Genomic DNA, 21,302 nt, shown 5'->3' with positions numbered 1-21,302 from the left:
ACAACGTGGCCCGTGACCAGGATGATTGTCCCGATCGGCACATCCGCAATTCGGTTTGCCGCAACGCCGATAGTTCACGCTGACCGCACCCCGCCGGAAATCACCGACCTCGGTCAACTCGCGCAGCAACCGCTCACGCTCGGCTTCGAGATCTTCCAACGACACACACGACATTGTTCCACCACCTGCCTGGTTGTTAAAGACACAACCAGACTAGAAGCCGACCTGGCCAAACCCCCGCAACCTACAAACGTGTCTCACACCCACCCGGCCTGTTCACCGGCGTCATCGCGGTGATCATCGGCGGCATCTGCGGGGCCGCTGGAGTGAGCCCGCCGCCGCACGCACCGGGGCTAGAGTTCCCCACATGACCACGCAGAACGGTGATTCCGACCATAACGGCCAGTCCGGCGCGCCCGGGCTGGCCGCGGCGGATCCCGCCCGGCCCACCGGCCGGCGAGCGGCCATCGTGATCGCCCTGTTCCTCGCCGCCCTGACCCTGGCCGGAGCGATCGGCGTGGGCATCCTGCTCTTCCGGCCGGCCGGGGCTCAGGACGGCACGTACTGCGAGGGGCCGGTCGCCAGCCTCGGCGAGCAGCGCACCGAGGACTCCGACGACTGGGAGCGCTGCACCGACGAGCGCATCCGCAACCTGGGGCTGTCCGTGATCGCCGGCCTGGCGACGGTGGCCCTGGCAGCCGCCACCGGCTACGTGGCGCGCACGATCGACCTGCCGGATCCGAACCGGGTCGAGCCGGGCGGGGGCGGGGCCGAGCCGCCGCCGGGAGACGGCGGCGGTAAAAGCAGTCGCGGCTAGGGCATATCCTGGAGGGGTCCGACCTTCTTCCACCCGAACTGGAGCCGACTCTCTCATGCTGGCCAGAACCGATCTGCGCGGCGGCACCCCGACGCGCAGGGAGCTCCGCCGTGCCCTGCCGCGCGGTGGCACCGACGTCAATGCCGTGCTGCCCACGGTGGCACCCGTCGTCGAAGTGGTCGCCGAGCACGGTGCGCAGGCTGCGCTGGATTACACGGAGCAGTTCGACAAGGTCCGCCCGGAGTCGGTGAGAGTGCCCGCCGAGGCGATCGCCCGGGCCCGCGCCGAACTGGATCCGGTGGTCACCGCCGCCCTCGAGGAGTCCATCGCCCGCGCCCGCAAGGTGCACGCCGACCAGCGGCGCACCACCACGGTCACCGCGGTGGTCCCCGGCGGCAGCGTCGCCGAGAAGTGGATCCCGGTGCGTCGGGTGGGGCTCTACGTGCCGGGCGGCAACGCCGTCTACCCGTCGAGCGTCATCATGAACGTGGTGCCCGCCCAGGAGGCCGGCGTCGGCTCGCTGGTGGTGGCCTCCCCGGCGCAGGCCGACTTCGGCGGCCTGCCGCACCCGACGATCCTGGCCGCGTGCGCGCTGCTCGGCGTGGACGAGGTGTGGGCGGTCGGCGGCGCACAGGCCGTCGCGCTGCTCGCCTACGGCGGAGTCGACACCCGCCCCTGGGAGAGTGCAGCGACCGGCGAGAGCACCGCCGACCTGGACCCGGTGGATCTGATCACCGGTCCCGGCAACATCTACGTCACGGCCGCCAAGCGACTCGTCCGCGGCGTGGTGGGCATCGACTCGGAGGCCGGCCCCACCGAGATCGCCATCCTGGCCGACGAGACCGCCGACCCGGCCGTGGTCGCCGCCGACCTGATCAGCCAGGCCGAGCACGATGTGCTCGCCGCCTCCGTCCTGGTCACCGACAGCCAGGCCCTGGCCGACGCCGTCGACGCCGAGGTGGCCGCGCAGGCCGCCGCCACCAAGCACACCGAGCGGGTCACCACCGCGCTGTCCGGTCCGCAGTCGGGCATCGTGCTGGTCGACGATCTGGACGCGGGACTGGCCGTGGTGGACGCCTACGCCGCCGAACACCTGGAGATCCAGACCCGCGACGCCGCCGCGGTCGCCGACCGCGTGACCAGTGCCGGCGCGATCTTCGTCGGCACCTACTCGCCGGTGAGCCTGGGCGACTACTGCGCCGGCTCCAACCACGTGCTGCCGACCTCCGGATCGGCCCGCTACGCCTCGGGTCTGTCGGTGCAGACCTTCCTGCGCGGTGTGCACGTGATCGACTACGACGCCGACGCACTGTCCGGAGTGGCCGACACGGTGGTCACCCTCTCGCGCGCGGAAGACCTTCCGGCACACGGAGATGCGGTCACTGCGCGATTCGGGGGCCGTCGATGACCACGGTGCCGGGCGCCGGCGTCGGACTCGACGCGCTGCCGCTGCGCGACGATCTGCGCGGCAAGAACCCGTACGGCGCACCGCAATTGGCGGTGTCGGTGGTGCTCAACACCAACGAGAATCCGCATCCGCCGAGTCGGGCGCTGATCGACGACGTGGCCGAATGCGTCCGCGATGCCGCGGCCGGACTGCACCGCTACCCGGACCGGGATGCGGTGGCGCTGCGCACCGATCTGGCCGACTACCTGTCCGCGGCCACCGGTGTTCCGTTGAGCACCGCGAACATCTGGGCGGCCAACGGCTCCAACGAGATCTTGCAGCAGATCCTGCAGGCCTTCGGCGGTCCGGGCCGCACGGCGCTGGGCTTCGTGCCCTCGTATTCGATGCACCCGATCATCTCGGACGGCACTCAGACCACCTGGCTCGAGGCCAAACGGACCGCCGACTTCGGCCTGGACGTCGGCTACGCGGTCGGCGAGATCGCCGCCCGCCGGCCGGACATCGTCTTCGTCACCTCGCCGAACAATCCGACGGGCGGTTCGATCGGGCTCGACGATCTGCGCCGCATCCTCGAGGCGGCGCCCGGCATCGTCATCGTCGACGAGGCGTACGCCGAGTTCTCCGCACGGCCCAGCGCGGTGGCCCTGATCGACGAGTTCGGCGCTCAGCTGATCGTCAGCCGCACCATGAGCAAGGCCTTCGCCTTCGCCGGCGGACGGCTCGGCTATCTCGCGGCGGCACCGGCGGTGATCGACGCTCTGCTGCTGGTCCGGCTCCCGTATCACCTGTCCGTGCTCACCCAGGCCGCGGCGCGGGCCGCACTGCGGCACAGTGCCGACACGCTCGCCGGGGTGGCGGCCATCGTCGCCGAACGCACCCGGGTGGCCGCGGCACTGCGTGACTACGGTTACGACGTGATCGATTCGGACGCGAACTTCCTGCTGTTCGGGGAGTTCGCCGACGCGCCCGCCAGCTGGCAGCGCTACCTCGACCACGGCGTGCTGATCCGCGATGTCGGCATCGAGGGCCGTCTGCGTGTCACGATTGGACTGCCCGACGAGAACGACGCGTTCCTCGACGTGAGCCGAACTCTGGCCGCCACCGACCGAAAGGCGCAGGCATGACCGACCGGATTGCGCGCATCGAGCGCACCACCAGCGAATCCTCGATCACCGTCGAGCTGAACCTGGACGGAACCGGCCGCACCGACATCTCCACCCGGGTGCCCTTCTTCGATCACATGCTCACCTCCTTCGGTAAGCACGGCAGCTTCGATCTGGCGGTGCGCGCCGTCGGCGACATCGAGATCGAGGCGCACCACACCGTCGAGGACACCATGATCGTGCTCGGTCAGGCGTTGGGTCAGGCACTCGGCGACAAGGCCGGGATCCGCCGCTTCGGCGACGCCTGGATCCCGATGGACGAGACCCTCGCGCAGGCGATCGTCGACGTCTCCGGCCGTCCCTACTGCGTGCACACCGGCGAGCCCGAGCACCTGCTCACTTCGGTGATCGGCGGATACTCCGGCGAGGCCGGCGGCGGCCCGGTCACCTCCTACGCCACCGTCATCAATCGGCACGTCTGGGAGTCGCTGGCCCTGAACGCCCGCATCGCCCTGCACGTGCGGGTGCTCTACGGCCGGGACCCCCACCACATCACCGAAGCCGAGTTCAAGGCCGTCGCCCGCGCGCTGCGGGCCGCGGTGGAGCCGGACCCGCGGGTGTCGGGAATCCCCTCCACCAAGGGATCGTTGTGACGGCCGTGAGTAAACGCGTCGCCCTCCTCGACTACGGCTCGGGCAACGTCCGCTCCGCCCACCGGGCCCTCGAGCGGGCCGGTGCGCAGGTGGAGATCACCGACGACTTCGACACCGCCCTCGGCGCCGACGGGCTGCTGGTGCCCGGAGTGGGTGCCTTCGAGGCCTGCATGGCCGGGCTGCGGGCGGTGCGCGGTGACCGGATCATCGGCCGCCGGCTGGCCGGCGGCCGACCGGTGCTGGGCATCTGCGTGGGTATGCAGATCCTCTTCGAGGAGGGCGTCGAATTCGGCGTGCAGACCACCGGGTGTGGGCAGTGGCCCGGTTCGGTGACCCGTCTGCAGGCGCCGGTGCTGCCGCATATGGGCTGGAACACGGTGGACGTGCCGGAGGGCTCCCAGCTGTTCGCCGGGGTCGACGACGATGCGCGCTTCTACTTCGTGCACTCCTACGGGGTGCAGGAATGGGAGATGGACTCGGCCGAATCGCGGATCGCCCCGCCGCTGCTGACCTGGGGCGACTACGGCGGCCCGTTCCTGGCCGCGGTGGAGAACGGTCCGCTGTGGGCCACCCAGTTCCATCCGGAGAAGTCCGGGGACGTGGGGGCACAGCTGCTGACGAACTGGGTGGAGACACTGTGAACTGGGCGGAGACACTGTGAACGATGACGGAACCGACTTCTCGCTGTCCCGGCACTTCTTCTTCTCGCTGGGGGCGGGCGTGCTGGTGCTGGCGGTGGCCACGCCGATCGTCTTCGCGGTGAGCACCGCCTCACCGGTGGCGGCGCTGATCATCGCGATCGCGGCCATCGTCCTGATGGTGGTGGTGATCGCCCTGGTCTCGCGGAGGATGCTGCGCGGCGTGCAGACCCGCATCGACGAGATCAAAGCCGAGAAGGCCGCCGGCGACTGAGCCGTCGGGGTGGGCCCTCTCCTCGGAGAGCACGGCACCGCGACCACCGCACGCCGACATCCCACACCCCGACATCCCCGTCACCGACAGCACCCGATACCGACATCACCACCCGATACCGACATCACAAGGAAGCCGAGGGAAAGAACGAGCATGGCTCCCGTCCTGGAACTGCTGCCCGCCGTCGACGTGGCCGACGGCCAGGCCGTCCGCCTGGTCAAAGGCGCGGCCGGCACCGAGACCTCCTACGGTGCGCCCCGCGACGCGGCGCAGGCCTGGCAGCGCGACGGCGCCGAGTGGATCCACCTGGTGGACCTCGACGCCGCCTTCGGCCGCGGCGACAACCGCGAACTGATCGCTCAGGTGGCGGCGGAGCTGACCGTCAAGGTGGAACTGTCCGGCGGCATCCGCGACGATGCCTCGCTGGCGGCCGCCCTGGCAACCGGCTGCACCCGGGTCAATCTGGGCACCGCCGCCATCGAGAACCCGCAGTGGTGCGCCGCGGCGATCGCCGAGTACGGCGACCGGATCGCCGTCGGTCTCGACGTGCTCCGCGACGGCGACTCGTACCGGGCGCGCGGCCGCGGCTGGGTCACCGACGGCGGCGACCTGTGGGAGATCCTCGACCGGCTCAACGCCGACGGCTGTGCCCGCTACGTGGTGACCGACGTGAGCAAGGACGGCACTCTCACCGGACCCAACCTGGAACTGCTCGAACAGGTGGCACGCGCCACCGACTCCCCGGTGGTGGCCTCCGGCGGGATCTCCTGCCTCGACGACCTGGTGGCCATCGCCGGTCTCACCGACGCCGGGGTGGAGGGCGCGATCATCGGCAAAGCCCTCTACGCGGGACGGTTCACCCTGCCCGAGGCGCGCCGCGCCGTCGCCGACGCGGCAGGACAGTGAGCGCGCCGTGACCGGATCCGTCGACGATCGGGACCTGCCGCAGCTGTGCACCGCGGCGGCGGAGATCCTCGACGCGGCCACCCCGGAGTTCCTCTCCGGCATGGGGGCGCCCCGCTCGATCGAGAAGGGCGGCAACGACTTCGCCACCGAGATGGATCTGATCCTGGAACGGCGGCTGACCACCGAGCTGACCGCGGCCACCGGCATCGGGGTGCACGGTGAGGAGTTCGGCGGCGACGATCCGGGGACCGGACTGCGCTGGCTGGTCGACCCGATCGACGGCACCTTCAACTATTCACAGGGGCTGCCGCTGGCGGCGATGCTGGTCGCGCTGGTGAGCGACGGCGTCCCGGTGATCGGCCTGACCTGGCTGCCGGCCACCGGGCAGCGGTTCGCCGCGGTCCGCGGCGGTCCGCTGCTGATCGGCGGCCGGACCGCGCCGTCGCTGACGCCGACCACCCTCGACGGCGGTGCGGTGGGCTACGTCTCCTTCCAGGCCAGCGCCCGCGGCCGGTTTCCCGGCCCGCAACGCACCCGGATCCAGACCGAGCTGGTGCGCCGCCACGCCCGGGTGCGGATCCACGGCTCCACCGGTGCGGATATGGCGTTCGTCGCCGGCGGGCAGCTCAACGGCGCCGTGAGCTACGGCCGCAACGCCTGGGACCATGCCGCCGGCGTGGTGCTGGTGCGCGCCGCCGGCGGGGTGGCCACCGACCTCTTCGGCCGGCCGTGGACCGTCGGCATGCCGTCGATGCTGGCCGGCGACCCGGGCGTGCACGCCGAGCTGATGGAGATCATCGACGCCGGCGACTGGCCCGAGCGGCCCGAGCCCACCGGCGACGGCGAGGTTCCGGAGACCTCCGGGGCCGGCACGAACAATCCGGACAGCCGAAAGGGGCGAGAGTGACTCTGGCAGTGCGCGTGATCCCATGCCTGGACGTCGACGGCGGCCGGGTGGTCAAAGGCGTCAACTTCGCGAACCTGCGCGATGCGGGCGACCCGGTGGAACTGGCCGCCCGCTACGACCGGGAGGGCGCCGACGAGCTGACCTTCCTGGACGTGACCGCGTCGAGTTCGGGCCGCGGCACCATGATCGACGTGGTGCGTGCGGCCGCCGACCAGATCTTCATCCCGCTCACCGTGGGCGGGGGCATCCGCACCGTCGACGACGTCGACACCATGCTGCGGGCCGGCGCCGACAAGGTGAGCGTGAACACCGCGGCGATCGCCCGGCCGGAGGTGCTCGAGGAGATGAGCCGGCGGTTCGGTTCCCAGTGCATCGTGCTGTCGGTGGATGCGCGCACCTTCGTGCCGCGCGACGACGCGCAGGCCACCCCGTCCGGCTGGGAGGTGACCACCCACGGAGGCCGCACGGGCACCGGCATCGACGCGGTGGAGTGGGCGCGCCGCGGCGAGGAGCTCGGCGTGGGCGAGATCCTGCTCAACTCCATGGACGCCGACGGCACCAAGAACGGATTCGATCTGGCGATGATCGAGGCAGTGCGCGCCGCGGTGAGCATCCCGGTGATCGCCAGCGGCGGCGCCGGGCTGCCCGGGCACTTCCCGCCGGCCGTGCAGGCCGGGGCGGATGCGGTGCTGGCCGCCTCGGTGTTCCACTTCGGCGAGATGACGATCGGCGAGGTGAAGGCGGCGATGGCCGCCGAGGACATCACCGTCCGCACCGCCCACGACTGACACCGACGCCCGGCATCACCGGGACGTCCGAGACGAGGAGAGGGGACCCGATGGCCCTGCCCACCGACCTGGCTGCGCGCCTCAAGCGCGACGCGAACGGTCTGTTCGCGGCGATCGCGCAGGAACGCAGCACCGGACAGGTGCTGATGCTGGCCTGGATGGACGACGAGGCGCTCGAGCGCACCCTGGCCACCCGGCGCGGCACCTACTATTCGCGTTCGCGCCAGACGTACTGGGTGAAGGGGGAGACCAGCGGTCACACCCAGTACGTGCACGACGTGCGCCTGGACTGCGACGGCGACGCGCTGCTGCTGATCGTCGACCAGGTGGGTCCGGCCTGCCACACCGGCAATCACAGCTGCTTCGACACCGAACCCCTCGAATTCGGCATCCCACTAGAAGAAGGACGGTGAGCACATGCCCCTCATCCAGATCTCCCAGACCCCGGGCCTGTCGGACCGGGTGAAGAACGAGACCATCGCCGCGGTCACCGAGGCCTACGCCCGGGCCACCGGCAAGAACCCCGATTCGGTGTGGGTGACCATCACCGAGGTGCCGCACACCCAGTGGGGCGTCGGCGGGGTGCCGCTGGGATGAACGGCACCACCAGTCTGGAGGCCTTCCTGGATCTGGCCGCCGATCACCGGGTGGTCCCGGTGACCCGGACCCTGCTGGCCGATTCGGAGACGCCGATCTCGGCGTACCGCAAGCTCGCCGGCGACAAGGACGGCACCTTCCTGCTCGAATCGGCGCCCAACGGGCAGTCGTGGTCGCGCTGGAGCTTCATCGGCGCCGGGGCGCCCTCAGCGCTGACCGTGGCCGACGGCCAGGCCCACTGGTGGGGCGAGGTGCCGGCCGGTGCGCCCACCGGCGGCGATCCGCTCGACGCGCTGGCCGCCTCGCTGGAACTGCTGCAGACCGACCGGCTGCCCGGACTGCCTCCGCTGACCGGTGGATTCGTCGGCTTCATGGCCTACGACTTCGTGCGCCGCCTCGAACGGCTGCCGTCGAGCACCGTCGACGATCTGGGCCTGCCCGACATGTGCTGGCTGCTGGTGGCCGACCTGGCCGCCTTCGACCACCACGAGGGCACCATCACGCTGATCGCCAACGCGATCAACTTCGACGGCACCGCCGAGCGCGCCGAACAGGCCTACGACGATGCGGTGGCCCGCCTCGACGCGATGACCGCGGCCCTGGCCGCGCCGGCACCGTCGACCGTCTCGAGCTTCACCCGGCCCGAACCGGAGTTCGTCCCGCAGCGCACCCTCGAGGAGTTCACCGGGGTGGTCGACGAACTGGTCGAGGCCATCGAAGCCGGCGATGCCTTCCAGGTGGTGCCCTCGCTGCGCTTCGAGGTGGCCACCGAGGCCGATCCGGTGGACGTCTACCGGGTGCTGCGCGCCTCCAATCCGAGCCCGTACATGTATCTGCTGCGGATGCCGGGGGTGGGCCGGGACGGGGCCACCGCCGAGCCCTTCGCCGTCGTCGGCTCCTCGCCGGAGGCCCTGGTGACGGTGAGCGACGGGGTGGCCACCACCCATCCGATCGCGGGCACCCGCTGGCGCGGGGCCACCGAGGAGGAGGACCAGCTCCTGGCCAAGGGCCTTCTCGAGGACGAGAAGGAGAACGCTGAACATCTGATGCTGGTGGACCTCGGCCGCAACGATCTGGGACGGGTGTGCCGGCCGGGCACGGTGCGGGTGACCGACTACCGGCACGTCGAACGCTACAGCCACGTCATGCACCTGGTCTCGACGGTGACCGGGGAACTGCGGGACGACCGTCGGGCCCTGGACGCGGTGACGGCGTGTTTCCCGGCGGGCACGCTCAGCGGGGCGCCCAAGGTGCGCGCCATGGAGCTCATCGAGGAACAGGAGTTCACCCGCCGCGGGCTCTACGGCGGCATCGTCGGCTACCTGGACTTCGCCGGCGACGCCGACACCGCCATCGCCATCCGCACCGCACTGATGGCCGGGGGCACCGCGTACGTGCAGGCCGGCGCCGGGGTGGTCGCCGACAGCGACCCGGAGTACGAATACAACGAGGCCCGCAACAAGGCGATGGCGGTACTCAAGGCCGTCGCCGCCGCGGCCACCATGACGCCGGTGGGAGACCGGACGCAGTGAACGGGCACCCGTTCCGAGAGATGATCAGTTCCGAGAGATGACGATGTCGCAACCGCAGTCGCAACAGCAGCCGCAGCACAGCCCGCCGACCCCCGCCGGCCCGGATCCCGAGTCGCGGAAGCGGGCCCGTCGCTGGCAGGCGGTGGCGACGGTCTTTCTGCTGCTGGCCGCAATCGGTTTGTGGGCCGCCTCCCGGATGGTGTGGGCGCAGGTGCACGCCTTCGACGGCTTGAGCAGCGACGAACACGATCTAGCGGTCTTCGACGTGCTCGGCTCCGACTGGAGCCCGTGGCTGACGGCCGTCGCCATCGCGCTGCTCGCCGCGATCGCCGTGGTCTTCGCGGTGCGCGGCTGGGCCCTGCGCGTGGTCGCCGTGCTCGTCGCGCTCGCCGGAGTGGCGGTCGCCGTGCCGGCGATCTCGCTGATCCGGGACGGCGACGAGAACCTCTACGCCGCCCGGGTGGCCGACATGCCCGGCCGCTACGAGGTCTTCGGCGTCGACGCCAAGACCTGGCCCGGTGTGCTGGTGCTGGCGGCCGCCGCCTGCGCGGTGCTCGCCGCGATCGCCATCCTGCGGGCCGCGAACCGGGCCGCCGGAATGTCGAGCAAGTACACCTCGCCCGCCGCCCGGCGCGAAGAACTCGAACGCAAGGTCTTCGCCGAGCGGGAGCAGCGCGCGGCCCAGCGCGACGACGACCGGACCGCGGTGGCCGGCACCGAGCGCGAGCTGTGGGATGCGCTGGACAACGGCGTCGACCCCACCGGCGACTGAGCTGCGCCACCGTCGCCGCCGGTCTCCCGGCGCACTAACCCGGCCCCGGAGGCCGCTGCAGCGAGCCGACTATCTAGGCTGGATCCAGGCTGGAGGAAGGACTTCGACTGTGAGCGGCGAGACAGTACTCGACTCGATCATCGCGGGTGTCAAGGCTGACGTCGCGGCGCGCGAGGCCGTGCTGGACATGGCAGCCGTCCGTCGCGCCGCCGAGCAGGCCGCACCGCCGCGGGACGCCACCGCCGCACTGCGGCAGCAGGGCATCGGCGTGATCGCGGAAGTCAAGCGTGCCAGCCCGTCCAAGGGCGAACTGGCGAACATCCCCGATCCGGCCGATCTGGCCTCGGCGTACGAGGCCGGCGGTGCCCGGGTGATCAGTGTGCTCACCGAGGAACGCCGTTTCCGGGGCAGTCTCGCCGACCTGGACGCCGTGCGCGCCGCGGTGGACATCCCGGTCCTGCGCAAGGACTTCATCGTCGGCCCCTACCAGATCCACGAGGCCCGGGCGCACGGCGCGGACGTGATCCTGCTGATCGTGGCCGCCCTCGAGCAGCCGGTGCTCGCCTCGCTGCTCGACCGCACCGAATCGCTGGGGATGACCGCGCTCGTCGAGGTGCACACCGAGGAGGAGGCCGATCGCGCCCTCGAGGCCGGCGCCACCGTGGTGGGCGTGAACTCGCGTAACCTCAAAACCCTCGACGTGGACCGGGACACCTTCTCCCGGATCGCCCCCGGACTGCCGTCCGAGGTGATCAAGGTGGCCGAGTCGGGGGTGCGCGGCACCGCCGACCTGCTGGCCTACGCCGGCGCCGGCGCCGACGCCGTGCTCGTCGGTGAGGGCCTGGTGACCAGTGGCGATCCGCGTCAGGCGGTGTCGGATCTGGTGACCGCCGGGGCGCACCCGTCCTGCCCCAAACCGCGCCGCTGACCGTCCGCGCAGCCCTGCGCCCGGTGACCGAGGAAAGCTGAGAGTAGTGAACCAACCGCAGTCCGACCGTTTCCCTCTCGCCAGCGACGGCATGTCCCAGCGGTCGCCGCTCGGGCCCGACGAGCTCGGCCACTGGGGCGTGTTCGGCGGCCGGCATGTACCCGAGGCGCTGATGGCGGTGATCGAGGAGGCCACCTCCACCTACGAGAAGCTGCGCGCCGACGAGAGCTTCTTCGCCGAACTCGACCGGCTCGCCCGGGACTACACCGGCCGGCCGTCACCGCTCTACGAGGCGGCCCGGCTGCGGGATGCGGCCGGCGGCGCCCGGCTGTTCCTCAAGCGCGAAGACCTCAACCACACCGGCTCGCACAAGATCAACAATGTGCTCGGTCAGGCGCTGCTCGCACAGCGGATGGGCAAGACCCGGGTGATCGCCGAGACCGGTGCCGGGCAGCACGGCGTGGCCACCGCCACCGCCTGCGCACTGCTCGGTCTGGACTGCCTGATCTACATGGGCCGGGTCGACACCGAACGGCAGGCGCTGAACGTGGCCCGGATGCGGCTCCTCGGTGCCACCGTGGTGGCCGTCGAAACCGGCTCGGCCACCCTCAAGGACGCCATCAACGAGGCCCTGCGCGACTGGGTCACCAACGCGCACAACACCTATTACTGCTTCGGTACGGCCGCCGGGCCGCACCCGTTCCCGATGATGGTGCGCGATTTCCAGCGCATCATCGGCATGGAGGCGCGGGCGCAGATCCTCGAGCAGACCGGCCGGCTGCCCGACGCCGTCGCCGCCTGCATCGGCGGCGGATCCAATGCGATCGGCATCTTCCATCCGTTCATCGACGACGCCGGCGTGGCCCTGGTGGGCTTCGAGGCGGCCGGCGACGGCGTGGAGACCGGACGGCATGCGGCCACCTTCACCGGCGGCAGCCCCGGCGCCTTCCAGGGCGCCTACTCGTACCTGCTGCAGGACGAGGACGGACAGACCATCGAATCGCATTCCATCTCGGCGGGTCTGGACTATCCGGGCGTCGGCCCCGAACACGCGCACCTGCGCGAGATCGGCCGCGCCGACTACCGGCCGGTCACCGACACCGAGGCGATGGATGCGCTCGCCCTGCTCTCGCGCACCGAGGGCATCATCCCGGCCATCGAATCGGCACACGCCGTGGCCGGGGCGCTGACCCTGGGCCGAGAACTGGGCGAGGGCGCGATCATCGTCGTCAGCCTGTCCGGACGCGGCGATAAGGACGTCGACACCGCGGCGAGCTGGTTCGGGCTCCTCGGGAAGCCGCCGTCAGAGACCGAATACGCCCAGCAGCTCAAAGACCAGCAGCGTGCGAATGCAGAGGAGACCGGCGCATGAGCCGCACACCCGCCCCCGACTCCCGCCTGGGCGAGACCTTCGCGGCCTGCCGCGCTGAGGACCGGGCGGCGCTGATCGGCTATCTGCCGGTGGGCTATCCGACCGTCGGCGAGTCGCTGACCACGCTGCGGACCATGGTCGACGCCGGCTGCGACATCGTCGAGATCGGCATCCCGTACTCGGATCCGGTGATGGACGGGCCCACGGTGGCCGATGCGGCCAAGCTGGCCCTGGAGAACGGCTGCCGGGTGCGGGACGTCTTTCCAGCGGTGGAGGCCGTCGCCGGGGCCGGGGCCCGGCCGGTGGTGATGACCTATTGGAATCTGGTCCTCAGGTACGGCGTCGACGCCTTCGCCCGTGACCTGGCGGCGGCCGGCGGCACCGGGGTGATCACCCCGAATCTGATCCCCGAGGAGGGCGTCGAGTGGGAGGCCGCCGCGCGCGAGCATCGGCTGGACCCGATCTATCTGGTGGCCCCGTCGTCGACGCCCGAACGGCTGGCGATGACCCTGGAGCACTGCCGCGGCTTCGTCTACGCCGCCTCCACCATGGGCGTGACCGGTGCCCGCTCGTCGGTGTCGTCGATGGCGCCGGAGCTGTGCGCGCGGATCCGCGAGTATTCGGAGATCCCGATCGGTGTGGGCCTGGGTGTGCGCGACGGCGACCAGGCCGCTGAGATCGCCGGATACGCGGACGGGGTGATCGTCGGTTCGGCGATCGTGACCGCCGCGGGGGAGAGCCAGGAAGCGGTGGCCGCGCTGGTCGGTGAACTGGCCGACGGGGTGCGGCGCGCCCGGCGCTGAGCCGAGCCGCCCGGAAAACACCTGAACCTTTCGGTTAGGGTTGCGGACGTGATGGACACGACCCTTCTGGCGTACATTCCCAGCCCGTCCCAGGGTGTCTGGCATCTGGGACCGATCCCGCTGCGGGCGTACGCGTTGTGCATCATCGTCGGCATCATCGTCTCGGTGTGGTGGGGCGACCGCCGCTGGCGGGCCCGCGGCGGCCAGCCCGGCGACGTCCTCGACGTGGCCCTGTGGGCGGTGCCCTTCGGACTGGTCGGCGGCCGGCTCTACCACGTGGCCACCGATTGGCAGAAGTACTTCGGTGACGGCGGCAAGGGGATCAGCGGTGCCGTTCAGATCTGGGACGGCGGCCTGGGCATCTGGGGCGCCATCGCCTTCGGTGCGGTCGGCGCCTGGATCGGCTGCCGTTGGAAGGGCATCAAACTGCCGCCGTTCGCCGATGCGCTGGCCCCGGCGATCCTGCTCGCGCAGGCCATCGGCCGGCTGGGCAACTACTTCAATCAGGAGCTCTACGGCGAGCCGACGACGCTGCCCTGGGGTCTGGAGATCTATCAGCGGGTGGACTCGTCCGGGCACGTCGATCACCGGCTGGTCGACGGGGTGTCCACCGGCGAGATCTACCAGGTGGTGCATCCGACGTTCCTGTACGAGCTGATCTGGAACGTCCTGATCGTCGTGCTGCTGGTGGTGATCGACCGGTACTGGAAGATCGGTCACGGCCGGCTCTTCGCGCTGTACGTGGCCGGCTACTGCGCCGGGCGGTTCGCCATCGAGCTGATGCGCACCGATCCGGCGACGCATGTGCTGGGGCTGCGGATCAACGTGCTCACCTCGGCGATCGTCTTCCTGCTGGCGGCGCTCTACGTGGTGTTGGCGCCGCGCGGCCGGGAGACCGGGCTGTCGATGTTCCGCCCGGATCGCGCCGAAGAGCTCGCCGAGCTCGGGGAAGTGGGCTACCTGCCGCCCGAACTCGACGAGGACGACGACATCGAGACCGACGGCACCGAGACCGACGACATCGAGACCGACGACATCGAGACCGACGGCATCGAGACCTACGCGGACGCCGATGATGTCGAAGCCGCCGACGACGCCGAAGCCGGCGAGACCGACGGCACCGACGGCACCGACGGCACCGACGGCACCGACGACGAAGCGGACACCGATGCAGAAACGGCGGCCGACGAGGACCGGGCGAGCGATGAGGCGGCCGGCGGGGAGTCGGCGGCCGGGGAAGCCACCGCTGAGACCGGCACCGATGCTGACACCGACACCGACGCGGAGGAGGACTCCGGCGACGGCGAGACCGTCGAGGACGACCGGCCCGAGGCCGACGCCGGAGTCCTGGAAGTCCGGTACGGCGGGGCGACGCTGAAGCAGGATCCGCGCAGCGCGGGCTCGACCATCGAGATCCGTGAGTCGACCTCCGCGGAGACCTCCATGGTGATCCTGGACCCGTCCGGCGAACTGGACGAGGACCTCGACGAGGATCTCGGCGAGGAGCTCGCCGACCCGGACGAGGCGCCCGGTGCCGACGAGGACGACGAGGCGACCGCAAGCGACGAGAGCGATGACGGCCCGGACGACTCCGACGGCACCGTGTCCGACGGCACCGAGTCTGACGAAACAGAGTCCGACGGCACCGAGTCCGGCGAAGCAGAGTCCGACGGCACCGAGTCCGACGGCACCGAGTCCGGCGAAACAGAGTCCGGCGACACCGAAACCGGCGAGCAGTGACTCTGGCCACATACGGCCATCGCACCTACTCACCAGTTCGGGACTAACCTCGGACGGGTGACCCGTCGAACCAAAATCGTCTGCACCCTCGGCCCCGCCACCAACACCGACGAAGCCCTCATCGACCTCGTCGAATGCGGTATGAACGTGGCCCGGATGAACTTCAGCCACGGCACCCACGCCGACCACAAATCCGTCTACGAGGCGGTGCGCCGCGCGTCCGCCGCCACCGGCGAGGCGGTCGGCGTCCTGGCCGACCTCCAGGGCCCCAAGATCCGGCTCGGCAAGTTCGAGGACAACGGCCGGCCCAACGGCGCCGTCGACTGGAAGACCGGCGAACAGGTCCGCATCACCGTCGACAGCGTGCTCGGCACCCATGACCGCGTCTCCACCACCTACCGGCGGCTCGCCGACGACGCCCGCCCCGGCGACAGGCTGCTCGTCGACGACGGCAAGGTGGGCCTGATCGTCGAATCCGTCGACGACACCGACGTGGTCTGCATGGTCACCGAAGGCGGCACCGTCAGCAACCACAAGGGCCTCTCGATGCCCGGCATGAACATCTCGGTGCCCGCCCTGAGCGAGAAGGACATCGCCGATCTCGAGTTCGCGCTCGGTCTCGGCGTCGACTTCGTCGCACTCTCCTTCGTGCGCAGTCCCGGCGACATCGAGCTGGTCCACGAGGTGATGGACCGGGTCGGCCGCCGCACCCCGGTCATAGCGAAACTCGAGAAGCCCGAGGCCATCGAGAACCTCGAATCGGTGGTCCTGGCCTTCGACGCGATCATGGTCGCCCGCGGCGACCTCGGCGTGGAGATGCCTCTCGAGCAGGTGCCGCTGGTCCAGAAGCGGGCCATCGCGCTGGCCCGGGAGAACGCCAAGCCGGTGATCGTCGCCACCCAGATGCTCGACTCGATGATCGAGAACCCGCGGCCGACCCGCGCCGAGGCCTCCGACGTGGCCAACGCTGTGCTCGACGGCGCCGACGCCGTCATGCTCTCCGGTGAGACCTCGGTCGGCGCGTATCCCTTCGAGACGGTGCGCACCATGAGCCGCATCGTCGCCGCCGCCGAACAGAGCCGCCGGGAGATCCAGCCGCTCAAACACGTGCCCCGCACCCGGCGCGGGGTGCTCTCCTATGCCGCTCGCGACATCGGGGAGCGGCTCAACGTCGACGCCATCGTCGCCTTCACCGAGACCGGCGACACCGCGCGCCGGGTGGCCCGGCTGCACTCGCGGCTCGAGCTGATCACCTTCAGCAGCGAGGAGAGCACCCGCAACCAGCTCACCCTCAGCTGGGGTGCCCGGCCGTACCTGGTGGATCGGGCACCGAACACCGACGCCATGATCGAGCAGGTCGACGAGGTGCTCGTCGGCAACGGGACGCTCAAGCGCGGCGACGTCGTCGTGGTCATCGCCGGAGCCCCGCCGCACGTCGCCGGCTCGACCAACCTGATCCACGTGCACCGGGTCGGCGAACAGGATCACTGACTCGGCTCGAGCCCGAAGAACGCGTACGCGACACCGGAACCGATACGCGCGCCTGCGCACCCGCGCGTATCGGTCTCGATGTCGCGAATGGCTGTGTCGCAGACAGGTGCACAGGTGGGGCGCGGGCGACCGGATAGGGTTGGGGGATGACCGACAAGACGGTGAATCGCGCGGGTGATCTGGAGAAGCTCGTCGAGCTGCTGGACGTGGAGCAGGTGGAGGACGACCTGTTCCTCGGGCAGCACCCCGAACAGAAGATGGCGCGCACCTTCGGCGGACAGTTGCTGGGACAGGCGGTGATGGCCGCCGGCCGCACTCTGACCCGCGGCAACCCGCCGGTGCATGCGCTGCACGCGCACTTCATCCGCGGCGGCGACCCGCACCAGCCGCTCGAATACCACGTGACGCGGCTGCGCGACGGCAAGCCGTTCGCCAATCGGCAGGTGACCGTCGTCCAGGACGACGAGGTGGTGTTCACCGTGCTCGTGGCCTTCCAGGACAACAAGGCCGGTCTCGAGCACGCCGTCGAGATCCCGGCGGTGCCGTTCCCGGAGGAGCTGCCGCCCATCGGCGATCACTTCACCGGCTACGAGGACCAGATCGCGACCTTCGTCAACGCCCTGCACCCGGTGGACATCCGCTACACCAACGACCCCAGCTGGAAGCTCAAGACCGCCGGCGAGACCCTCGACCACAATCGCGTGTGGATGAAGGCCGACGGCGACCTGCCCGACGATCCGCTGATGCATGTGGCGGCGATGGCCTACTCCTCGGACACCACGGTCCTCGATTCGATCATCACCACCCACGGCCTGTCCTGGGGGATGGACCGGTTGTTCGCGGCGACGGTCAACCACTCGATGTGGTTCCACCGCGAGTTCCGGTTCGACGAGTGGCTGCTCTACGCCACCGAATCCCCGGTCGCCGCCGGCTCACGCGGTGTCGGCTCCGGCCGCTTCTTCACCCGGGACGGCGTGCTCGTCGCCTCCGTGGTGCAGGAGGCCCTCATCAAGTACTTCCCGCCGCGCAGCTGACCGGCCACCGGAGACCCCATGAGCCAGCCAGGTGAACTGCAGTACTTCCAGCCGTCCGGACCGCCGCTGCCCACCCGCACCTGGCAGCGGCGCAGCCGGGCCTGGGTGTTCGCCCTCAGCGTGCTCGGCGCGGTGGCGCTGGCCGGTTGTGCGATCACCGCGGTGATCGTGGGAATCGACCACAATCGGCACTTCACGGCCACCGGTGCGGTTCAGGTCGACTGTGCCACCGGCGTCGCGGTCTCCGGCGCCCCGATCCGGGCCGGCGATCCGGTACGGATCTACGACTCCAAGACCGGCGAACTGCTGGCCTCGGCGCGGCTGGGCACCGAGGCCCTGGCCCGGGGGAGCTCGACGGCCTGCTTCGCCGTGTTCACGGTCGACCACGTGCCGCTGAGCTCCGGCGGCTATCTGCTGGAGATCGGCGACGCGCCCGGCCGGCTGGTCAGCCGCGCCGCACTCGAGGCCGGACTCGTCCTCGACCCCTGACCGCTCGTCCCGCCGTGCCGGTCAGCCGATGGGGCGGTTGACCGGCACGTTGACGTAGCTCGGATTCTTCGGATCGATCACCACATCCTGCGGCCGCAGCTGCGAGGACCACAGCTCCGGTCCCAGCGGCACCGCCTTGGGGGCGTTGAGGGAGTAGATGTCGATCCGCAGCCGGTCACCCGGGCGCAGTGCGGCCTGGGTGGGCGTCATCGGAATGTCGACGCCCAGGACCCGGCCCGGCTTGACCGGCTTGTAGTGGTCGAGCGAGAGGTACAGGAACGGGTCGATCACGTCGCCGTTGGCGGCGAACTGGCTGCGGCTCTTGTCGACCTCCCGCAGCGAGACCATCAGCTGACCCATCGAGATCACCTGGGAACGGCCGTCCGGGGAGACCACGTTGACGGTGGCATGCCAGTAGCCGTCGGTGGCGTGCAGCCGCTGATTCAGGTGGATCGCCGGGAAACCGGAGATCCGGGTCAGCTTCTTCACCGGTGCGCTGGTGAACGTCTGGGCGGCCACCTCGGCCACCCGGTTGTCCCGGCCGCAGAAGTCGAAGATCGCGGTCACGCCGGCGGCGCCCTGCGCCCCGTCCTTGCCGCACAGATTCGACAGGCCCGGCTGCACCGTCCGCACCGTGCGGGTGCGCGGCTTCTGCGCCGACAGGCTGCCGTCGCCGGCGACCGGGGTGTTGGTCGAGCCCGACGGCTTGCCGGTCAGATACTGGCGCTGGTGGGTGTAGCCCGGCAGCGGGAAGGTCGGTCCCTGCACGAAGTTGTCGATCGGCATGGAGGCCAGGGTGGCCGGCGAATACCGCTCGATCCCGTTGTCGATGCCCTTGAGCCAGTGGTCGTACCAGGCCCGGGCGAGCACGTCGATCCGCGGCGGGGCGCCCTTGGTGCCCATCCGGTTACCGGTGGTGACGTGGTAGCCGTCGTCCATGATCAGCTTCTTCTTGCTGTTGGGCAGCTGAGTCAGATTGGTCAGCAGCCGCGCCTCGCTGTTGGTGAACAGATCGTTCCAGCCGCCGACGGCGAAGGTCGGGGTGGTGATCCGGCCGACGTCGGTGTTCAGTGAGGCGCGCCGGCCGGTGCCCTCCATCAGCAGCTGCCGGGTCTCACCGGTCACCTGGCCGGGATGCTGGACGGTCAGCGCCTGCAGCATCACGTCGAAGTAGGTCAGCGGATCCTTCGCGCGGTCGCCCAGCCACGTCCAGTCGAAGGTGCCGTTGAGCATCGAGGCCACGTTCGGGATCATCTTGGTGGTGTTGACCAGGGCCAGCCAGATGGACAGGAATCCGGCACCCACGCCGCCGCCCGGGGCCACCACGTCGCGCACGATGTCCGCGCCGGGCACCATCGGGAAGATCGCGCCGAGCTTGCCCGGATCGTCGGCGGCGGCCTGCAGCTGGTTGATACCCGAGTACGACGCACCGGCCATGCCGATCTTGCCGTTGGACCACTTCTGCCTGGCCGCCCAGTCGATCACCTCGAGGGTGTCCTTGCGCTCACGCTCGCCGAACACCTGCCAGGTGCCCTGCGAGAAGCCGGTGCCGCGGACATCGACCACCAGCATGTTGTAACCGCTGCGGATGAGCTTGGGATCGTAGGCGAACGACTGGATGAACCCGCTGCGCAGCGAGCCGACGAGGTCGTTGTAGCCCGAGAGCACGGTGCCGCGCAGGTTGATCGCATTGAGCAGCTCGATCAACTGCGGCATCAGCACCGGGTAGTTCATCACCTCGCTGGCCAGTGCGCTGACCATCTTGGTGTAGGGGGTCATGTTGATGATGGTGGGCATCGCGGTGTTCACCGGCTTGCCGGACTTGTCGGCCGGCCGGATCAGGTTGCCGCGCAGGACGGTGCCGTCACTCATCTTCAGCGGCACGTCGGGGGTCACCGAGTAGCCCGGATACTTCTGCGGGCCGTCCTGGGTCTTGGTCCATTTGGCGCCGAGCGCGCCGAAGACCGCGGCGTCCGACGGCGCCTGCGTCACCGGCAGTGCGCCCGCACCGGCCACGACGACCAGTGCGGACAGGAGGAGAACAACCGGTCGGCGCAGTAAACGCCACGAACCAGATCCCATGTGAGTCAAACCCCCGAGCTTGATAGATGTGATGATCCTCGCAACAACCTAACCGATGAGTAAGAACGCTGTCCATCCTGGCTGAGAGCCGCCCGGGTTTCCGCTGCGGCGGGCTCGGTACGTACACTGCAAAGCGCACTTCACGACACCGGCCCCGGTGGCGAAACTGGCAGACGCGCCGCACTCAAAATGCGGTCTCTCCGGAGGTGCCGGTTCGAGTCCGGCCCGGGGCACGCACTGCGGCGGCGTGCACCGCACCCCGGAGGTGCGCCGCATTGACGCCCGACGAGGTAGGGAAGCGACGAGATGAGCCGACCGGAGAACCACACCGGCGAGAGCGGCGCACTCGCGGCCAGCCGGGTGGTCGTCGCCGAAGACGACTCGCTGATCCGGATGGATCTGATCGAGATGCTCCGCGACGAGGGCTACGACATCGTCGGCGAGGCACCGAACGGTCAGGTCGCCGTCGACCTGACCGAGGCGCTCACGCCGGACCTGGTGATCATGGACATCAAGATGCCCGTCCGCGACGGCATCGACGCCGCCAGCGAGATCGCCCGCAAACGGCTGGCGCCGGTGGTCATGCTGACCGCGTTCAGTCAGCGCGAGTTCGTCGAACGGGCGCGGGACGCCGGCGCGATGGCCTACCTGGTCAAACCCTTCAACCAGGCCGATCTGGTGCCGGCGATCGAGGTGGCGCTGAGCCGGTTCCGGGAGTTGCGGGCCCTGGAGAACGAGGTCGAGACCATCTCCGAGCGGTTCGAGGCGCGCAAGCTGATCGAGCGGGCCAAGGGGCTGCTGATGGACAAGCAGAACCTGACCGAGCCGGAGGCGTTCCGCTGGATCCAGCGCAATGCGATGGACAAGCGGGCCACCATGAAGGCGGTCGCCGAGATCGTCATCGACACCCTCGGCGCGGATCCCGCCGATTCCTGACCCAGCGGTGGTGCGGCGGACGGCTGTCGGCT

23 protein-coding genes and 1 tRNA gene are annotated in these 21,302 nt (G+C 70.1%); 22 read left to right on the top strand and 2 right to left on the bottom strand.

Annotated elements, in window-relative coordinates:
* Nucleotides 1-174, bottom strand: a 174-nt coding sequence (locus ACJMNC_RS17070; protein WP_408949155.1) for a DUF6788 family protein, incomplete at its 3' end; no start/stop codon positions are given.
* Nucleotides 175-367: 193 nt separating this feature from the next.
* Between ACJMNC_RS17070 and ACJMNC_RS17065 the strand changes: the two genes are divergently transcribed.
* From ACJMNC_RS17065 to ACJMNC_RS16970, 20 genes are all read left to right on the top strand, one after another.
* Complete coding sequence (locus tag ACJMNC_RS17065; RefSeq protein ID WP_408949151.1) at nucleotides 368-817, top strand: hypothetical protein; 450 nt, start codon at nucleotides 368-370, stop codon at nucleotides 815-817.
* Nucleotides 818-872: 55 nt separating this feature from the next.
* A complete protein-coding gene (gene hisD / locus ACJMNC_RS17060; RefSeq protein ID WP_408949150.1) occupies nucleotides 873-2,225 on the top strand; it encodes a histidinol dehydrogenase in 1,353 nt (450 codons plus the stop codon).
* Entirely contained in the window at nucleotides 2,222-3,349 is a 1,128-nt protein-coding gene (locus ACJMNC_RS17055; RefSeq protein WP_408949149.1) for a histidinol-phosphate transaminase, read from the top strand. The genes hisD and ACJMNC_RS17055 overlap by 4 nt, the downstream gene beginning before the upstream one ends.
* Nucleotides 3,346-3,981, top strand: coding sequence for an imidazoleglycerol-phosphate dehydratase HisB (gene hisB, locus ACJMNC_RS17050; protein WP_408949148.1), 636 nt, complete (start codon nucleotides 3,346-3,348; stop codon nucleotides 3,979-3,981). The genes ACJMNC_RS17055 and hisB overlap by 4 nt, the downstream gene beginning before the upstream one ends.
* A 5-nt stretch (nucleotides 3,982-3,986) precedes the next feature.
* Complete coding sequence (gene hisH, locus ACJMNC_RS17045; protein WP_408949147.1) at nucleotides 3,987-4,622, top strand: imidazole glycerol phosphate synthase subunit HisH; 636 nt, start codon at nucleotides 3,987-3,989, stop codon at nucleotides 4,620-4,622.
* A gap of 16 nt (nucleotides 4,623-4,638) precedes the next feature.
* Entirely contained in the window at nucleotides 4,639-4,893 is a 255-nt protein-coding gene (locus ACJMNC_RS17040; protein WP_408949146.1) for a hypothetical protein, read from the top strand.
* Between the two features lie 153 nt (nucleotides 4,894-5,046).
* Nucleotides 5,047-5,799 carry a bifunctional 1-(5-phosphoribosyl)-5-((5-phosphoribosylamino)methylideneamino)imidazole-4-carboxamide isomerase/phosphoribosylanthranilate isomerase PriA gene (priA, locus tag ACJMNC_RS17035; RefSeq protein WP_408949145.1) on the top strand — a complete coding sequence of 251 codons (753 nt, stop codon included), beginning with the start codon at nucleotides 5,047-5,049 and terminating at the stop codon, nucleotides 5,797-5,799.
* A gap of 7 nt (nucleotides 5,800-5,806) precedes the next feature.
* Nucleotides 5,807-6,706 (top strand): inositol monophosphatase family protein, encoded by a 900-nt coding sequence (locus tag ACJMNC_RS17030; protein WP_408949144.1) that lies wholly within the window; start codon nucleotides 5,807-5,809, stop codon nucleotides 6,704-6,706.
* Nucleotides 6,703-7,494, top strand: a complete 792-nt coding sequence (gene hisF / locus ACJMNC_RS17025; RefSeq protein ID WP_408949143.1) for an imidazole glycerol phosphate synthase subunit HisF — start codon at nucleotides 6,703-6,705, stop codon at nucleotides 7,492-7,494. The genes ACJMNC_RS17030 and hisF overlap by 4 nt, the downstream gene beginning before the upstream one ends.
* A 50-nt stretch (nucleotides 7,495-7,544) precedes the next feature.
* Complete coding sequence (gene hisI / locus ACJMNC_RS17020; protein ID WP_408949142.1) at nucleotides 7,545-7,907, top strand: phosphoribosyl-AMP cyclohydrolase; 363 nt, start codon at nucleotides 7,545-7,547, stop codon at nucleotides 7,905-7,907.
* A gap of 4 nt (nucleotides 7,908-7,911) precedes the next feature.
* Nucleotides 7,912-8,091 carry a tautomerase family protein gene (locus tag ACJMNC_RS17015; protein ID WP_408949141.1) on the top strand — a complete coding sequence of 60 codons (180 nt, stop codon included), beginning with the start codon at nucleotides 7,912-7,914 and terminating at the stop codon, nucleotides 8,089-8,091.
* Nucleotides 8,088-9,623 (top strand): anthranilate synthase component I, encoded by a 1,536-nt coding sequence (locus ACJMNC_RS17010; RefSeq protein WP_408949140.1) that lies wholly within the window; start codon nucleotides 8,088-8,090, stop codon nucleotides 9,621-9,623. The genes ACJMNC_RS17015 and ACJMNC_RS17010 overlap by 4 nt, the downstream gene beginning before the upstream one ends.
* A gap of 37 nt (nucleotides 9,624-9,660) precedes the next feature.
* On the top strand, nucleotides 9,661-10,395 hold the full coding sequence (locus ACJMNC_RS17005; RefSeq protein WP_408949139.1) for a TIGR02234 family membrane protein: 735 nt from the start codon (nucleotides 9,661-9,663) through the stop codon (nucleotides 10,393-10,395).
* A gap of 109 nt (nucleotides 10,396-10,504) precedes the next feature.
* A complete protein-coding gene (gene trpC / locus ACJMNC_RS17000) occupies nucleotides 10,505-11,323 on the top strand; it encodes an indole-3-glycerol phosphate synthase TrpC (protein ID WP_408949138.1) in 819 nt (272 codons plus the stop codon).
* 91 nt (nucleotides 11,324-11,414) lie between these two features.
* Nucleotides 11,415-12,695 (top strand): tryptophan synthase subunit beta, encoded by a 1,281-nt coding sequence (gene trpB, locus ACJMNC_RS16995; RefSeq protein ID WP_408949154.1) that lies wholly within the window; start codon nucleotides 11,415-11,417, stop codon nucleotides 12,693-12,695.
* Nucleotides 12,692-13,498: a tryptophan synthase subunit alpha gene (trpA, locus tag ACJMNC_RS16990; RefSeq protein WP_408949137.1), complete on the top strand. Its 807-nt coding sequence runs from the start codon at nucleotides 12,692-12,694 to the stop codon at nucleotides 13,496-13,498. Before trpB ends, trpA begins: the two co-directional genes overlap by 4 nt.
* Nucleotides 13,499-13,549: 51 nt before the next feature.
* Complete coding sequence (gene lgt, locus ACJMNC_RS16985; protein WP_408949153.1) at nucleotides 13,550-15,238, top strand: prolipoprotein diacylglyceryl transferase; 1,689 nt, start codon at nucleotides 13,550-13,552, stop codon at nucleotides 15,236-15,238.
* 57 nt (nucleotides 15,239-15,295) lie between these two features.
* The gene (gene pyk / locus ACJMNC_RS16980) at nucleotides 15,296-16,729 is read left to right on the top strand and encodes a pyruvate kinase (RefSeq protein ID WP_408949136.1); all 1,434 of its coding nucleotides are present in this window, start codon (nucleotides 15,296-15,298) and stop codon (nucleotides 16,727-16,729) included.
* Nucleotides 16,730-16,875: 146 nt separating this feature from the next.
* Nucleotides 16,876-17,763 carry an acyl-CoA thioesterase gene (locus tag ACJMNC_RS16975; RefSeq protein WP_408949135.1) on the top strand — a complete coding sequence of 296 codons (888 nt, stop codon included), beginning with the start codon at nucleotides 16,876-16,878 and terminating at the stop codon, nucleotides 17,761-17,763.
* An 18-nt stretch (nucleotides 17,764-17,781) separates the two neighbouring features.
* Entirely contained in the window at nucleotides 17,782-18,252 is a 471-nt protein-coding gene (locus ACJMNC_RS16970; RefSeq protein WP_408949134.1) for a hypothetical protein, read from the top strand.
* Nucleotides 18,253-18,273: 21 nt separating this feature from the next.
* Here the strand turns inward: ACJMNC_RS16970 and ACJMNC_RS16965 are convergent, their stop codons facing one another.
* The gene (locus ACJMNC_RS16965) at nucleotides 18,274-20,334 is read right to left on the bottom strand and encodes a CocE/NonD family hydrolase (RefSeq protein WP_408949133.1); all 2,061 of its coding nucleotides are present in this window, start codon (nucleotides 20,332-20,334) and stop codon (nucleotides 18,274-18,276) included.
* Between the two features lie 151 nt (nucleotides 20,335-20,485).
* Here ACJMNC_RS16965 and ACJMNC_RS16960 point away from each other — a divergent pair.
* Nucleotides 20,486-20,567: transfer RNA gene (locus tag ACJMNC_RS16960), tRNA-Leu, on the top strand.
* Nucleotides 20,568-20,640: 73 nt separating this feature from the next.
* Nucleotides 20,641-21,270 carry an ANTAR domain-containing response regulator gene (locus ACJMNC_RS16955; RefSeq protein ID WP_408949132.1) on the top strand — a complete coding sequence of 210 codons (630 nt, stop codon included), beginning with the start codon at nucleotides 20,641-20,643 and terminating at the stop codon, nucleotides 21,268-21,270.
* Nucleotides 21,271-21,302: the final 32 nt, after the last annotated feature.

Source organism: Gordonia sp. VNK21 (assembly GCF_046098115.1).
Taxonomy (GTDB): Bacteria; Actinomycetota; Actinomycetes; order Mycobacteriales; family Mycobacteriaceae; genus Gordonia.
The sequence above is the reverse complement of the archived record's forward strand: the minus strand, read 5'-3'. Positions and strand labels throughout refer to the sequence as shown.

What these genes read in the sequence shown, in the direction of transcription:
- ACJMNC_RS17065 (WP_408949151.1), top strand. Translation starts at nt 368, where the DNA reads ATGACCACGCAGAACGGTGATTCCGACCATAACGGCCAGTCCGGCGCG.
- hisD (WP_408949150.1), top strand. Translation starts at nt 873, where the DNA reads ATGCTGGCCAGAACCGATCTGCGCGGCGGCACCCCGACGCGCAGGGAG.
- ACJMNC_RS17055 (WP_408949149.1), top strand. Translation starts at nt 2,222, where the DNA reads ATGACCACGGTGCCGGGCGCCGGCGTCGGACTCGACGCGCTGCCGCTG.
- hisB (WP_408949148.1), top strand. Translation starts at nt 3,346, where the DNA reads ATGACCGACCGGATTGCGCGCATCGAGCGCACCACCAGCGAATCCTCG.
- priA (WP_408949145.1), top strand. Translation starts at nt 5,047, where the DNA reads ATGGCTCCCGTCCTGGAACTGCTGCCCGCCGTCGACGTGGCCGACGGC.
- hisI (WP_408949142.1), top strand. Translation starts at nt 7,545, where the DNA reads ATGGCCCTGCCCACCGACCTGGCTGCGCGCCTCAAGCGCGACGCGAAC.
- ACJMNC_RS17015 (WP_408949141.1), top strand. Translation starts at nt 7,912, where the DNA reads ATGCCCCTCATCCAGATCTCCCAGACCCCGGGCCTGTCGGACCGGGTG.
- ACJMNC_RS17010 (WP_408949140.1), top strand. Translation starts at nt 8,088, where the DNA reads ATGAACGGCACCACCAGTCTGGAGGCCTTCCTGGATCTGGCCGCCGAT.
- ACJMNC_RS17005 (WP_408949139.1), top strand. Translation starts at nt 9,661, where the DNA reads ATGACGATGTCGCAACCGCAGTCGCAACAGCAGCCGCAGCACAGCCCG.
- trpB (WP_408949154.1), top strand. Translation starts at nt 11,415, where the DNA reads ATGTCCCAGCGGTCGCCGCTCGGGCCCGACGAGCTCGGCCACTGGGGC.
- trpA (WP_408949137.1), top strand. Translation starts at nt 12,692, where the DNA reads ATGAGCCGCACACCCGCCCCCGACTCCCGCCTGGGCGAGACCTTCGCG.
- lgt (WP_408949153.1), top strand. Translation starts at nt 13,550, where the DNA reads ATGGACACGACCCTTCTGGCGTACATTCCCAGCCCGTCCCAGGGTGTC.
- ACJMNC_RS16975 (WP_408949135.1), top strand. Translation starts at nt 16,876, where the DNA reads ATGACCGACAAGACGGTGAATCGCGCGGGTGATCTGGAGAAGCTCGTC.
- ACJMNC_RS16970 (WP_408949134.1), top strand. Translation starts at nt 17,782, where the DNA reads ATGAGCCAGCCAGGTGAACTGCAGTACTTCCAGCCGTCCGGACCGCCG.
- ACJMNC_RS16965 (WP_408949133.1), bottom strand. Translation starts at nt 20,334, where the DNA reads ATGGGATCTGGTTCGTGGCGTTTACTGCGCCGACCGGTTGTTCTCCTC.
- ACJMNC_RS16955 (WP_408949132.1), top strand. Translation starts at nt 20,641, where the DNA reads ATGAGCCGACCGGAGAACCACACCGGCGAGAGCGGCGCACTCGCGGCC.